The following is a 13944-nucleotide window of genomic DNA, read 5'->3' as shown; positions in this document are numbered from 1 at the left end:
CCGGTCGCGCCGCGCCAGATTGGCGCAGGGATGGACGGCATCGTCTCGTAGTCAGCGGGGCTAATCTGCCACCGCAGCACCGTACTGCCGTTACCCCCACCCTGGGAAATCAGCAGAACCGTCCCAGTACCGAACCCCAGCATTTCCGCCCAATTTTCGGCAACCGGTAGCGGTTTAGCATACCAAGGCCCCGCCCCCACCCCATGCACAGAGTGGGTCCGGTAGGGCATAAGCGCGAACCCCCCAAAGGCCAGGGCGGCAAAATAGCCGTTCGCCGGGCTGGGGGCATAGGGCAGGCTGGCGGTCTGGTTCGTCCAGGTCCGTCCGTTGGGAGAGGTCGCAACGCCATAAACCCCCACCGCGATAAACAGCCCGGCATTGAAAATCAGCCGATGGATACCCCCAGCAAAGGGCAGCAGCGACCCCGCGCCGTCATATTGCCAGGTCTCGCCATTATCGTCGGACACGGCAGAAACCGTATAATTGGCATTGGTCGGCAGGGTGCCAATCGCCACCCACCGCCCCGCGCGATTGGTGGCANGGCGGTCTGGTTCGTCCAGGTCCGTCCGTTGGGAGAGGTCGCAACGCCATAAACCCCCACCGCGATAAACAGCCCGGCATTGAAAATCAGCCGATGGATACCCCCAGCAAAGGGCAGCAGCGACCCCGCGCCGTCATATTGCCAGGTCTCGCCATTATCGTCGGACACGGCAGAAACCGTATAATTGGCATTGGTCGGCAGGGTGCCAATCGCCACCCACCGCCCCGCGCGATTGGTGGCAATACACTGCCAATAGGCCCATGAGGGCGCATTGACGGTGCGCCAGACCGGCAGGGGCGGACCGCTGCCGCCCGTGCGGGTGCGAAAATCGATCAGCATGCTAGATCCATTTGCTCGCCAGCCAGACGGTCGCGCCCTGCCAGCTCATCAGCGAAAACACGGTGATGCTGTTCGGGGCGGGGTTGATCGTCCCCGCGCTACCGCCCGACCATAGAATGGTTTCGCCAGACGCAGGGGTGATCCCGAAGGTGCGCCCGCCCGTGCCGTCCTGTTCGACAATCACCGTAATCCCCACCGCGCCATTGGTGGCGGTCGGGCGGGTCGGCGGGGTTAGGGTGGCGTTGCCGGTCAGCCGATAATGGTAGGTATTGCCGACCTGATAGGTGCCCATCGTCACCGCGCCGGAAATATCGGTCCGCGCCTGCTTGGTTTCCGTGACGCCAATCAGCCGGCTGTTCTGCAGGGTCCGCCCGTTGAACAATTGCGCCAGGGTGGTGCGCTTCGGCAGGCCTGCCAGCGGGCCGATCAGCAGCGAATCGGTATCGAGCGGGCCGGAGTTTGCGGCATGGCCGCCGATCCAATCGGACAGCGCGACTTTCGACAGGGTGCCCGCCGAATTGGCGACCATCAGCGACGCCGACCCATCGGTCAGCCCGGTTTTACCGTCCGGTGCCGCCAGCATCGACAGCAGCGCCGCGCGCGTGACCCGGGCGTGCGCCCCGGCAGAGGCGTCATAGATCGGCAGGGCGTCGGCATCCTCGACGGACCCGGCCAACCCCGTCAGCCCGAGGATCGATACGGCGGAAGAGGTTAGCCCGAAGACCGACGCAATCGACCCGACCGGCGCCAGCACTTCCTTCCAGTTGGCCAGCACCGAGGCCGGATCGGCGGCCAGCAGGAAGGTTTTACTCAGGTCGGTGCGCACGCAGGCGTCACCCTTTTGTGCCGTCAACGCCAGCATTGCCGCCTGACTACCCGCCTCGAACGTATCATTCAGCGCAATGGCGGGCAGATCGCCGGGGGCAATCGTGCCATCGGCGCCGCGCGTCACCACCGACCCGGCCCCCGCCGTGCCCAGCAGTGCCGCCGCCCCCAGGTTCAGCAGTCCCCGCGCCGCCGGGGCATCCACCGCGCCCAGCAGCGACAACCCCAAGGCGCTGGACGGGGTAACATCCAACCCCACCGCTGTCCGCGTCACCAGCCCCTGGCTGGCAAGCCCGGCCAGGGCCTGAACCACAAATGGCACGCCAACCAATTCGCCCCAAGGGTGGGTGTGCGGCGAGGGCAGGAAGTTCAGCGGCTTACCGGATACATCGACCCAGGCGGTTTTGGGGACGCTATCGTAGGGCAGTTGCCCATTGGCATCCCGCACCACCACACTGCCCGCCCCGCTGGTGCCCAGCAGCGCCGCCGCCCCCAGTTGCAAGACATCCCGCGCCGCCTGCGCCGATGCCGCCGCCACCAGCGATTGCCCGGTGGCGCCCAAAGTCTGCACCGCCGCCGTCCCGTCCGATGCGCGGGCCAAAAGCCCCGCCGAACTTACGCCGAGCAGGCTGGTCAGAAACGGGGTTTTGGGTTGAGCGAGACCAATGAGCGTATAAATCTCATCCGTCATCGCGTCGATTTTACTGAACGCACTTTTCAGCTTCTCGCCGTCATTATTGAGCAGCGACCCAAACTCTAAAGCCAGACGCGGCATGATTACCTCACGAAATAGAGATTAACAGTGTCGGACAGCGCGCCAATCAACCGCCAGCGCGGGTTGACCGTTTGTCCGGCCCGGACCGGGATTTGCCCCAGCAGGCCGACCAGCGACCATTCGGCCCGCTGCGAGCGCCGGACATAAGGGCGGGATGGGTCGAACGCCGGGTTTAGCGCCCAGCGGCGGAAGGGTTCGCCATCGTCGGTAACCCCTTCCTCCCAGATCGGCGCCCCGAAATCGTCGGTCAAATACTGCCGCGCCCAATGGGCTTCGGCGGCATTGCCGATCAACGCCGCGCGGGTTTCGCGCGGGCGGGTCACCCCGATGATATGGCTGGGGCGGTCGCGGGCGGCATCGAAGCGGCGCACCCCCTCCGCCCCCAGCACTACCGTCACGCCGACGCCGATATCGGGCTGCCCTTCAAACCATTCAGCATAGTCGGCGGCGCCGATGCTGGCGTTGCTGGCAAAAATCGATCCGGTCATATCGACCGCGAATTTCCGCACCCCGCCGGGATTGGCCGGGACCGAATTGGACGCCGCGACGTAGAAATTATGGTCCGGGCTGGGATCGCTGAAAATCGTCGCGTGGAACAGCCCATTCCCCGATCCCGCGAGCGGCTGCCCTTCGTAGACCGACGAGCGAATATAGCCATTGCCGCAACTAATGACGCCGGAAACGCCAAGCTCGCCATTATCCCAGGAAGCCTGTTTGCCGCCGCCTTGCGCAGCGCGAAGGCCGGTCCCCGAGCCAATCGCCAAAATCCCATCGGGAATGGCCGGACCTTCCCCGCCGCCGCTGCCCCCGCCCGCCGCTGTCAGGGTAAAGGTACCGGCCAGCACATTGATGGTGCCGGTCACATTACCGCCGGACGGGGTAAGGCTGGTGGGGATCGTCGGGCCAGCGGGGGCGTTTAACCGAAACTTGCCGCCCTTGATGGTGCCGGTCACATTGCCGCCATCCTGCACATATTCGAAACTCTGCAGAATATCGGTAACGATCTTGGTCGCCCCGGCCATGATCGCGTCCCACAGGTCGAGGTCGCGGCCTTTGGTAGCCGGAATCCCCCCTTCGCGCAGGCAGCGCATAATATTTTCTTGCAGATCATTCAGCCAGCCCTTGGTGACGACTGTCGGGATTTCCCCTGTTAATGGGTTGCCCTCGGTAAACCGCCCGTCCGGGGTTGCCCCCTCCCCATCGATCCTATGCATTTTTGAACCTATCCATTAGGTCAGGGCACAACACGTTCCACAGCAGCAGCGTGTGCGCCGGTTTGTTCCGGTTAATCAGGCAGAGCAGCCAAACGAGGTTATCCTCGTAGATCCGCAACGGGTCTCCGGCCCGACCCAGCGCCCCGATTTGCGCCGGGTGCGGCTTGGCCCCTGCCCTGAATTTGATTTCTTGCGCGCCGGGTGGCGCGCTGGCGGGATCGCAGAGGCAGACCGACCAGACGAAACGCCAGTCGTTGTTCGACAGGGGCGCGCCCGCGTGCCCGTAGAATTCGGACTGCAACCGCCGCCCGACGACAAAGCCGGTCGGTGCCGCCCCCCCAGCGCTCTGCGCGTTCACAGCACCGGGCGCATAGACGGGATCAATCGACGGGCGATCCGGCCCGGCCCGAAACGGGCGGAATTCCCGCACGCACAGGCTGATCCCGAAGCTATCGCGCGCTAGGTCTTTATAGACCTGGATCGACTGCCCGCCCCGGTGATTGAGCTTCGCCACTACCCGGCGCTGGCGGGCCTCGATGGTTGATTCCCCCGGCGGTTCACATTCGTCCGGCAGGCCGGTGACCCGCTCCAAATCCGGCAAAAGCTCCACCGAGTCGGACGGCACCGCCTCCCGCGCCAGATCGCAGCCCCGATTATGGGCGCGGGCCAGTTCGGCGCCGAAGGCTAGCAGCAGCTTTTGCAGGGTACTGTCGCGCCGCCGGGGCCAGACCGGGCCGAGCGGCAGCAGGTCCGCCATCATTTGGCGGTATTCCTCGTCCGTCGCGCCGCAGGGCACCAGCAGTTCTTCCGGCAGCGCCGGGACTATAGGGGCAGCCATGTGATCGTCCCCAAAACCGGAATGCCGGTCGCGTCGGTCATGACGGCGTTGCCCCATTGATCGTTGGCGATGCCGGGGCCGGTCGGCGGATCGACCACATGGTCCCATTCGCCCAGGGCCGTGCTAATCGCTTCCCGAATGTGGGAGATCAGCAGCACGCCCCCCGGCGCCCCCTCGCGCATGAAAAGATCGAGCAGATTGGCGCGCACCGCATCGCGCACCGCTTGGGTCGGCGGCTTGAGCCGGATCACGAGGTTGATGGCAACGGGGCGCAGGGCAAAGACGAACAGCCCGGCCGTCACCGGGCGGCGGTCATCGATAGTGTTAAACACCAGTTGCAGTTCGGCGTCCGTCGCTGGCCGATCCGCGCCACCGCCCGCTTGCCACATGACCGCCACGCCGACGGTGCCGAGGCCCATCCGGTGCGGGTAGACCCAGGCGCGGCTAACGCCGGGCACTGCCAGCGCCCAGGCGAGGTAATCGTGAACCGCACCCCCTTCTGGCGGGCGCTGGATGCGCGCCAGCAGCCGTTCCCGCAGGCTCTCGTCATCCTCCACATCGGCGCCGCCCGACCAAGCGGTTTCAACCCGCGCATCGGGCAGCACGCCCGGCACGGCATTGACCAGCGATAGGCGCGCATCGGCGGGCAAACTGCCGCCACCCCCCGCTTCCACCGCGCGGGCCGATACAAGGGTAAAGCCCGCTGCGGGGATTTGCGCTTCCGCCACCGCCTCCACCAGTACGGTCGGCAGCACCTGCCCATCATCCCCAATACCGGGTTGATAGGCCCAGGCCGTGCCCGCTGGAATGACCGCGCCGACGAAGCCGGTGACGCGCAGCGCGCCAAAGGCCCGCGCGGCTGGTTTACGGGTAACGCCCCAGATGGCAGCCCAGCGGTCGAGATACGCGGTTTCGGCCGTATCGGGAAAAATCTGGCGCGCCAGCCAGGTCAGATAGCCATAGAGGCCATCGACCGCGCCCGCGAAAACGCGGGCCAGTACCCCCAGCACTGACCGGCGCAGCCCGGCATTAGCGCCGGGCAGGCGCGCGGCAATATCCGCCCCGATCCGCGCTACTTGGTCGCGCAGAGACGGTCTGAAGAACGGCATGGGATTGCCCTATTGCTGGAGTTTAAACAAATCCGACCAGGCCCAATCGAAGCGCCCGGTAAACACCGCGCCGCCGGTACGCAGGATTTCCACATACAGTTGAATGACCTGAAACGGACCGCGCGCCACCGCAACCGTCACCCGGTCGGCAACGCCATCGTCGATCAACCAGGCCAGCGCCTCTTCGGCGTAGAGCCGCAGGCGTTCGGCCACCGCCGCCGTCCATTTTTCGCGGGACAGCAACCAGAGGCGCGAGCCGATCCAATCGGCCCGCCCATCGGGCAGCGCGTCTAGGGTCGGGTCGGCCCACCAGCCGCGCCGCCCGGAAAGCACCGGAACAGCATCCCCCTCCACCCCGCGCCAGATGCTCACCCCATCGGGCAACGGATCGTCCGGCAACGCACGGCGGTCGGTGAACAGGCTGATCAGCACGGCGGTCATTAGATCGTCGTCATGCTGCAGGTCGGGCGGCAGAAACGACAGATCGCCGTCCCAGGTTTCCGATGACCAGATGATTTTAGGGTCCATAGCAAATCCCGCGCGGGCGCAACCCGCGACGACGCATTTGCGTCAAAAATAAATAGCAAATCCCGAGCGGGCGCGACCCGCGACGACGCATTTGCGTCAAAAAAGAACCTATCCCTAACCGGCCCTGACGATATCGGACCCGCCAATAATCGAGCCGGTCTTGCCATCCACCTGCACCGGATCGCCAAGCCGGGCGACCGGGCGTAGATCATCGGTGCCCAAGCGAATATCGCCACTATCGACAATCACTTGCGGCGCTGTGACCCGCGCAGCCGTTGGGCTGGTTAAGGCGAGTCCGGCTGCCGAGAGCAGCGCTTCATTGCCGTGGCGGTCGCGGACGCGGATTCCGTCGCGGTACAGGTAGACGTGCTGCCCCTGATCATCGTACAGCGCGACTTCGCCGGTTTTCAGCGGGCCGAATCGATACCGGGCATCCTCGACGGCGATGATGATTTGGTGGGACGCATCGCCCGCCAGCGCTACCACCACCGCCTCTGCCCCTGGATGCGGGCGGCTGGCAAAACCATAGTCCTGAAACACTTCGGTATCGTCGCGGGTTTCCTCGGCATAGCGCCCGGTCTGTGCCACCTGCCGCCCTTTGATCAGCCGAGTGACCCCAATGATTCCCCGCGCAATCATGCGCCCGGCGCGCCGCCCCAGCGGGGCGACCGCCCGACCCAGCGTATCCTGATCCATAAGGTTGCCCCTGGTTAACCGTTCACCCCGGTCGAAATTTCCCCGCGCGGACCGAACAGGCCCTGCGGCTTGGTTTTGCCGTCGCTATCGCGCCCGCCGCCGCTTTTGGGCTTTTTGGCTTTCAACGGCTCGGGCAGGTAGGCTTCTGCCGGGGCCAGGGTCAGCCGGGTCACCATGCCGCCCTGATTATCGAGGGCGAATTCCAACCCCGCGACGATCAAGCTGCGATCCAGCGCCGCCAGCGGGTCGGCTAGCCACACCGTGCCATTGGTTTCCCACAGACGGGCGGTCGCGCTGCGCCAACCGGGCACCGTATAGGTTAGCTCCAAACTCTTGCCCAAACGGTGCGCGGCTTCCCATTCGGCCCGCCCTTGGACGCCGCCCGCCTCCGCCGCCGTTTCGGCCTGCACCACCAGCAGCCGGTAGCGCGGCACGCCCGCATCGCGGGCAACGCCCTGGGCGACTGCCACCGCTTCGGCGCGGTCAGCGATATCGTCCCGATCCTCTGGGGCTACCGCCGGGCCGTCAGCCGCAGGCCCATCATTGTCCGTATCGTCGGGGTCGATAAGTTCGTCGTCGTCACTGGTGCGTCCGTAGGCGTCTCGGTGCAGGCTGGGGGACTGCCCGAAGACGCGGTATTCGGAATATCGGTCTTTGATCGAGAATTTGGCGTCTCCGGCCAGGATGGTTTTTCCGAGGGTGAGCGTGCCTTGATCGCGGCCACCGCCAGGCCGGGCAAGGATAAGATTTCCCCGCGCGTCGTCGCTCGCCAAAAGGCCGCGCAACCGGCACAACCGTTCGATGACATCGAAAACCTTATCCCCTTTCTCGACCGTAATGCCCGGTAACGGTTCGCCCGTATCACCGACTGCCAGCACCGTTACGCCATAGGGGCGCGCCAGCGCTTGCGCCACCTGCCCCAGCCGCTGCCCGCGAAAATGCCCGCCTTCCGCCGCCGCCGGGGCTTGCTTGACCGGTTCGGCCTGGGTCGCCAGCCCGGCGGTCACCGCTTTATCGCCGCGCACGCTGCGGGCAATTTCCCCGCGCTTATCAAACAGGCCGGACAGCGGCTTTTCCTTACCGCCCTTACCTGCGCCCGAATAAGCGGGATCGACCGAACAATCCACCAGATCGCAGGTTTTTGACCGGCCCGAAACGCGGATGGCGTGGCTGGTGGCGGTATAGCTGATCGACACATCATCGACATAGCCGGTCAGCACGATATCGCCGCCGATGGCCACCCGGCACTCCGCCCCGCAATACAGCCGCGCCGGGACCGCCACCCCATCCGGCCCCCGGCTTTTGTCGGTCAGCCCGAGGCTAAAATCTCCCGCAGCGTGATCAAGCGCGCGCGATACCCGGACTTCGGTCCAGCCTTCGATGGCCCCGCCGTCAAGGATCAGGGTCACCGGCTCCATTGGGGGGACCAGTGGGGTATCAATCATACCTTCACCTCCAAGGGCACCCCAGCGGGCAGGGCCAGCGGATGGATGATCCGATTGCGCAGAACGATATCGTCGGCGCCGCGTTCGTCCTCGCTCCGGTCATAGGCCAGCACCACAGCGGGCAGGGTCTGGGTTAGTGTCACTTGGGTTAACCGCACGAGGCTCGCCGCCGCATTCAGCGCGTCCGCCGCGCCGATAACGCAGGCCGTCAGCGCCTCGGTCAGCGCGGCGGATTGCCCCCGGTCGGCATCGGTTGCTACCGTATAGGTGGCATCCCATACCTGTATTCGATCCACCGCTTCATCCAGCCCCTCGATCAGCCGGTCGCGCCGGGTGATGGCGTCGCGGGTGCTGGCGGGGGTGTAGTCGGTGACATGGCGGGCGGTTTCGATCACCACCGCCTGCCCCAGAAGATCGGCCAAAGCCGAGCGGTTGCCGCGCAAAATCTGGCGATTGCTGGACATCGGCCAATTGGCAGCCCAGCCGGGTTGCGCCGATCCGCGCGGGTAGGCTACCCCCGTACCCGCCGCGCCCCATTGCGGCACATAAACCAGCGCGGCAAGCGCGCGCAACAGCGGGTCCGCCGCCAAAGTGCCCGCCACCGGATCGACCAACCCTGCCACAATGCCCAGCAGCCCTTCCGCCAGCGCCGCACCATCACCGATACTCTGGCGGTCCCCCGCCGTGAAATCGCCCAGCAAGCTACCCAGCAGGACGCCGCCCGCGCTGGTCAGACTGCCGGTATCGCTGGCAACCGCCGTGAGCGCCACCAGCAACCCGCCCCATTCATCGCCTAAAGCATCCGTCACAAGGCTCGACAGCAGCCCGCCGTTTGGCTGGCGCATGCGCCAATCCCCGGCAAACCGGTCACGCGCCGCCCGCCGGGCAACGGTAACCCGTTCCGCCGCCGCGTTCGGCCCGCCGCCCGCCGCTGCCGGATGCACCGGCTCCCCCGCCTCGGCAAACTGCAACGATATCCGACAGATGCCGCCTTCCTCTTTGCTTTCCGATAGGCGCGCGGGTGCCGCAAGCACCATTTGCTGGGCGGGCCAGGTCGGCAGGATCAGGGTTCCGGCGCCGCCGGTTTCAAGCGCCTTGAGCAGCCGGTCACGGGCATCGAGATAATCCTTGCCCAGCACATAGGCCGTTACCCCGAATTTCCGCTGCGCCCGCCCCAAATCTTGGGCGGACGGCAGGTCGCGCAGCGGATATTCGTGCAGCACCACCCGCCGCCCCGCTTCTAGATCAGCGGAATCGACAAAAAACGGCACCCCGCGAAAGCTTGCGGGCTGCAAACGGTCGCGCCAAGCCATGTTGATTTTACCCTTTGGTTTTACGCGATGCCCCAGGCCGGTCCTAGATCGGGACGGAAAGTCAGCCCGGGCGTGTCGCTGGTCGATTTCTCGACCGTCATGCCCGGCGGCGGGTTTTCAAACCGCACCACCATTTCGCCGCCAACCTGCGCCCGCGCCGGTCCCGCTGCCGGGGGGATTAACCCCGTCCCCTCCCGCAGTCCCCCGGCATTAACCACCGGCCCGCCACCGCTGCCCGCGCTGCCCGCCATCGGCGCCGCCCCGCCGCCCGTAATCGTATTGGTCACAAGCCCCGACACGGCCCGAATGGGCGCAGTGATCAGATCGACCAAGCCGCTAACCGCATCGGTAATCCAGCCCCACAGGCCACCCCAGGCCGATTTCAGCCCGCCCCATAAGGCGCCAATCCAGCGCCCGCCGATATCGGCAAACCAGCCGATCAGCCCGCCGAATAGCGCTTTGATGCCGTCCCACAGGCCGGTAAAAAAATCGCCCAGCGCGGACCAATTATTGATGATCAGGTAGACCGCCCCGGCAATAAGGGCGATCCCCGCCAGCAGCCAGCCAATAGGGGTCGCCAAGATCGCCGCGCCGACCGATATAATCGGTGGGATCAGTGCCATCAGCGCGGGCACCAGCCCGGCGAGCGCCAGGGCCAACCGCCCGCCCAAGCCCACCGCCAGCGCCGCAACGCGCAGGCCGAACCTTGCAAATCCGCCGGTTGCCGCCGCCAAGCCCGGCAGCAGCCGCGTGAGGGAGATGGCAATTTGCGCCGTGCCGCCTGCCACCGAGACCATCGGCCCCAGCAGCCCGGTCAGGCTCAAGGCCAGCAGCGTCAGGGCGTTTGACCAGCCGCCCAGAAAATCGACAATCCGCTGCACCCCCGCCGCAAAATCGGTAATCCCCTGCAAGACCGCATCAAAATCAATGCGCTGCAGCCAGCCTGCCAGTTTCTCGACAAACTCCCCGGCCTTGGTGGCGATCAGCTCGCGATTAGCGGCGATCCAGTCGGTCATCCGCAACACCAGCGGCTCAAGGTAAGGGATCACCTTGACGGCGATGCTGCGCGCCAGCCCCTGGATCGACTGCATTAAGGTACTGACGTTATCGCCAAAATCCTTAACCGCATCGATGCCATCGCCCCCCATAACGATGCCAAGGCGCTTGGCCTTATCCTCCATCTCCCCGATGGATTTTGACCCACCTTCAAAGAAGGGGAGAAGCTGCGCGCCCGCCTTACCAAAAATCGCCATTGCAGCGGCAGATTTCAGGGACGGGTTTTCGATCTTTTCAAAACTATCGGCCAGCTTTCGCATAACTTCATCGGGCGATAGTTGTTTCAATTCATCGACCGACAGGCCCATTGCCGCGAACATTTCAGCGGCTTTTTTATTCCCTGAACGGGCATAGGCGATGTTTTTATTCAGAATATTGAAGGATTTGGACAGAACCTCGGTCGGCACATTGGCCTGATCGGCAGCATAGGCCAGGGCCTGAAACTGTTCGACCGCCACCCCGGCGATCTGCGCCGCGCCAGAAATCTCGTCGGCATAGTCGCTGGTCGCCTTGACCGCCCCCAGTATCCCGGCAATCGACGCCCCGCCGAAGAGCGCCGCGACCGGCGCCGCCAAGCCCGCCGCCTGCCCCGCAATCCCCTTAAGGTGCCCCAGCACGCCGCCCAACCCGGCTTTTAGCTTATCGAGGCCCTTGATTTCACCCAAGGCTGCCAGCGCCAGCCGCGCCCGCGCCGCCGCTGCTGTGATGCCCGACAACCGGGCTTGCACAGCGCGGATCGGGGCCGATGCCCGGTCGACTGCCGACAGCAGAATTTTAATCGCTGCCGAGATGTTTCCCGCCATTTTTGACTCTCTTCGGCGCAAACCGCAACTTATGGTGGAAGAAACAAAGGAAGCGACTAGGGCGACCGATGGGCTAGGAGCGCTGCATCTCCTGTGCCACGCGCCGGGTGTGCCGCACCCACCAGTGGAATTCGTCCGCCGTCATCGCCCGCACTTCGGACGGCGCCCAATGGTGCAGGCAGGCAAGATCGCCCGCTAGGCGGTCCCACCCAGGCCCGAAGTCGGCAACAAAGGGAAAAGCACTTCCGACACGGCCCCCAGATCGGCAACATCCATCTGGCGCGCGCTGGAGAGGGGGATTTTGAACGCCCCAGCGATCAGCCCCGCCAGCTTGCCGATTTCGCCCTTTTCATTGTCCATCAATTGCAGCGCGCCCAAAGTCAGCCGCGTCGGCACGGTCAATTCGGTCACGTCTTTGCCGTCCACTTGGATCGGATGCGTCAGTGTAATCACCGCCATGTTAGGCCCCCATCTGTTCGGTAATGTCCATGCCTTCGAATTTCACCGAAAACTTACCGTCCTCGGTTTCGATCGACAGTTCGGAAACCAGCCAAGCTTCTGACAAAACATAGGTTTTGCCGTTCACAAGCTCGACCGTCACGGTGGCGTTTTCGATCTGGCTGAGTTTATCGAGGCTAAGTTCGCCCCGGTCCGTCACTTCCCCTTCGACCGAGGGAATCGCCGGTTTTTCCGTGTAGCCATGCACGCGGTCCTGGCCCGCCACGCCTTCGCGCACGGTTCTCGCGAAATTGACTTTCCAGGCGCCGCGCGCCCAGAGCATCTCGCCATCGACCCGCACATAGATCGTCCCGGCAATGCGGTTCGAAAACGCCTGGCCCGCGCTGCCGTTGGCGCGGGTGGCGGAGGTAAAGCCGGTCATCGCTTAAGCTCCAAATTCTAGGCGGAACTGCACAACCCCGGCGATAAACCGCAGTTGGTTCACCAGGTCCGGCGGCAGCAGCAGGTTGACGCGGTTCGGGTCGGCAGGATCGCGTTCAACGATCAGGTACTCGACAAACGCGCCGATATTTTCGACCAGCCCCAGGCGTTCCAGGGTGGTGTAATGGGCCAGCACCTCCGCCTTGATCGTCGCCAGTGTGACCACCGCTTGGCCCGGGCTGATCCGCGCCCCATCCCGCGCCAGCTTGGCGCGGGGGAACTTCAGCCGCAGTCGCTGCCGTAGGGAGCGGACGTAATAGCTGAGGGTGGCGGGGGTGGTCAGGTCAAGGTAGGACGGGTCCGGCTCCCCCCATTCATTCACCCGATAGGTGGAGATTTCGCGCTGGATGCGCAGGGTGCCGTCCGACTCGGTCTGCGCCGTCGCGATACCGCGATAGAGCAGACTGTTACTGTCGGTAATTGTCAGCCGGTCGCCCTGGGCAGGCGGCAGAATGCCGGTCAGCGGCAGGGTCTGCAACGGGCGGGCCGGGTCGATCCCCAGGGATAGGGCGGCTTGACCGCCATAGGCGGCGGCAATTTCCCACGGCGGGGCCGGACAGGCGGGGATACCCATCACCGACTGATAAGGGCCGTTCAGGGTTTGGCCGTAGTCCAGCAGATCATCCAGCGGCGCAACCAGGGCGGAAAACGCCAACCCATAGACCTGCCGGTCCGGGTGCCAGCGCGCCGCCATTTCTTCCTGCACCACCTGCTGCGCGTCGCCTGCGGTATAGGGGCAGACGATGGCAAACCACTGCTCGTCCCCCAGCTTCGGCAGATAGGTCAGCATCGACGGGTCACCCGCGCCGCCCGCCATTGGCGTCAGCACCACCGCCGCGCCGGTCGGCAGCCGTTCCCCGGCAATCGCGCCGCGATAATTCAGCCGCAGGTCGATTTGATTGGTGATTTCGCCCCGGTGGCGGGCCGTCAGCACCACGCCATCGCCGTCCGTCACGGCGGTTACGGGCAGATCGAGGGCTTGATTAATGGCGATGGTGGTTTTAACGGCCAATTGCACCGGGCCGTCCGCCTTCGCCGCCGTAACCCGCACGCGCTGCCCGCCGATATACAGCGTGATCACCCCCGCCGCCGTCACCGCGCTACCGGTGTAATCGATGCGGCCGGTGGCCGGGATCACCTCCCCGACATAATCAATCGGGATATCCTCGTTATCGATGGTCAGATCGTCGGGCAGGGTCGCCAGATCGTTGACCGGCAGGCACCAAAGCTCCGCCGTGGCATTGTTGCGGCGGAAAATCTCCACCATGCGCGCCAGCATCGACCCGCGCCCAAACTGGGTTTTCGCCTGATCGACGCCCTGCACCCGTTCGAGCACGCCCGCAGGCGCGGTGCCGGTCGGCAGGCGCGCGCCGATCAGCACCACCCGCACCTGTTCCTGAAAATACCCGGCGCGGCTGCTGTCAAACTCGAACGACTGCCCCGGCACCCGCCGATCCGGCGGGATCAGGTTGAAGGAAATAGCCATGTTATCCTCAGATGTTGGCCTACCGCGCCTTGCGCTA

The 13944-nt window shown here is 65.0% G+C and carries 14 protein-coding genes; 1 reads left to right on the top strand and 13 read right to left on the bottom strand.

The genetic code is table 11. The annotated features are described in order from the left end of the window. From CHR90_RS05925 to CHR90_RS05880, 10 genes are all read right to left on the bottom strand, one after another. The coding region (locus CHR90_RS05925) for a hypothetical protein (protein WP_141210887.1) at positions 1-515 on the bottom strand (515 nt) is incomplete at its 3' end. Between the two features lie 366 nt (positions 516-881). Further along, entirely contained in the window at positions 882-2480 is a 1599-nt protein-coding gene (locus CHR90_RS05920; RefSeq protein ID WP_094408067.1) for a hypothetical protein, read from the bottom strand. Positions 2481-2482: 2 nt separating this feature from the next. After that, positions 2483-3694, bottom strand: a complete 1212-nt coding sequence (locus CHR90_RS05915; RefSeq protein WP_094408066.1) for a peptidase G2 autoproteolytic cleavage domain-containing protein — start codon at positions 3692-3694, stop codon at positions 2483-2485. Further along, positions 3687-4532 (bottom strand): YmfQ family protein, encoded by an 846-nt coding sequence (locus CHR90_RS05910; protein ID WP_170941306.1) that lies wholly within the window; start codon positions 4530-4532, stop codon positions 3687-3689. Before CHR90_RS05910 ends, CHR90_RS05915 begins: the two co-directional genes overlap by 8 nt. Then, positions 4517-5641, bottom strand: coding sequence for a baseplate J/gp47 family protein (locus tag CHR90_RS05905; RefSeq protein WP_094408064.1), 1125 nt, complete (start codon positions 5639-5641; stop codon positions 4517-4519). The genes CHR90_RS05910 and CHR90_RS05905 overlap by 16 nt, the downstream gene beginning before the upstream one ends. A gap of 9 nt (positions 5642-5650) precedes the next feature. Beyond that, the gene (locus CHR90_RS05900; RefSeq protein WP_094408063.1) at positions 5651-6169 is read right to left on the bottom strand and encodes a phage GP46 family protein; all 519 of its coding nucleotides are present in this window, start codon (positions 6167-6169) and stop codon (positions 5651-5653) included. 114 nt (positions 6170-6283) lie between these two features. Beyond that, on the bottom strand, positions 6284-6865 hold the full coding sequence (locus CHR90_RS05895) for a phage baseplate assembly protein V (RefSeq protein ID WP_094408062.1): 582 nt from the start codon (positions 6863-6865) through the stop codon (positions 6284-6286). A 14-nt stretch (positions 6866-6879) separates the two neighbouring features. Further along, positions 6880-8310 carry a phage baseplate assembly protein gene (locus CHR90_RS05890; RefSeq protein ID WP_141210885.1) on the bottom strand — a complete coding sequence of 477 codons (1431 nt, stop codon included), beginning with the start codon at positions 8308-8310 and terminating at the stop codon, positions 6880-6882. Further along, positions 8307-9623: a DNA circularization protein gene (locus CHR90_RS05885; protein WP_094408060.1), complete on the bottom strand. Its 1317-nt coding sequence runs from the start codon at positions 9621-9623 to the stop codon at positions 8307-8309. The genes CHR90_RS05890 and CHR90_RS05885 overlap by 4 nt, the downstream gene beginning before the upstream one ends. Positions 9624-9643: 20 nt before the next feature. Continuing rightward, entirely contained in the window at positions 9644-11482 is a 1839-nt protein-coding gene (locus tag CHR90_RS05880) for a phage tail tape measure protein (protein ID WP_094408059.1), read from the bottom strand. A gap of 31 nt (positions 11483-11513) precedes the next feature. On the opposite strand from CHR90_RS05880, the gene CHR90_RS19405 reads away from it, so the two are divergent. Continuing rightward, positions 11514-11681, top strand: a complete 168-nt coding sequence (locus CHR90_RS19405) for a hypothetical protein (RefSeq protein WP_170941305.1) — start codon at positions 11514-11516, stop codon at positions 11679-11681. Here CHR90_RS19405 and CHR90_RS05875 read toward each other — a convergent pair. From CHR90_RS05875 to CHR90_RS05865, 3 genes are read right to left on the bottom strand one after another with little or no spacing between them, the layout of a single operon-like run. After that, entirely contained in the window at positions 11678-11941 is a 264-nt protein-coding gene (locus tag CHR90_RS05875) for a phage tail assembly protein (protein ID WP_094408058.1), read from the bottom strand. The genes CHR90_RS19405 and CHR90_RS05875 overlap by 4 nt on opposite strands. 1 nt (position 11942) lies before the next feature. After that, entirely contained in the window at positions 11943-12362 is a 420-nt protein-coding gene (locus CHR90_RS05870; RefSeq protein ID WP_094408057.1) for a phage tail tube protein, read from the bottom strand. Between the two features lie 3 nt (positions 12363-12365). Beyond that, on the bottom strand, positions 12366-13907 hold the full coding sequence (locus tag CHR90_RS05865; RefSeq protein ID WP_094408056.1) for a phage tail sheath C-terminal domain-containing protein: 1542 nt from the start codon (positions 13905-13907) through the stop codon (positions 12366-12368). Positions 13908-13944: the final 37 nt, after the last annotated feature.

The organism is Elstera cyanobacteriorum (genome assembly GCF_002251735.1).
Taxonomy (GTDB): domain Bacteria; phylum Pseudomonadota; class Alphaproteobacteria; order Elsterales; family Elsteraceae; genus Elstera; species Elstera cyanobacteriorum.
The sequence above is the reverse complement of the archived record's forward strand: the minus strand, read 5'-3'. Positions and strand labels throughout refer to the sequence as shown.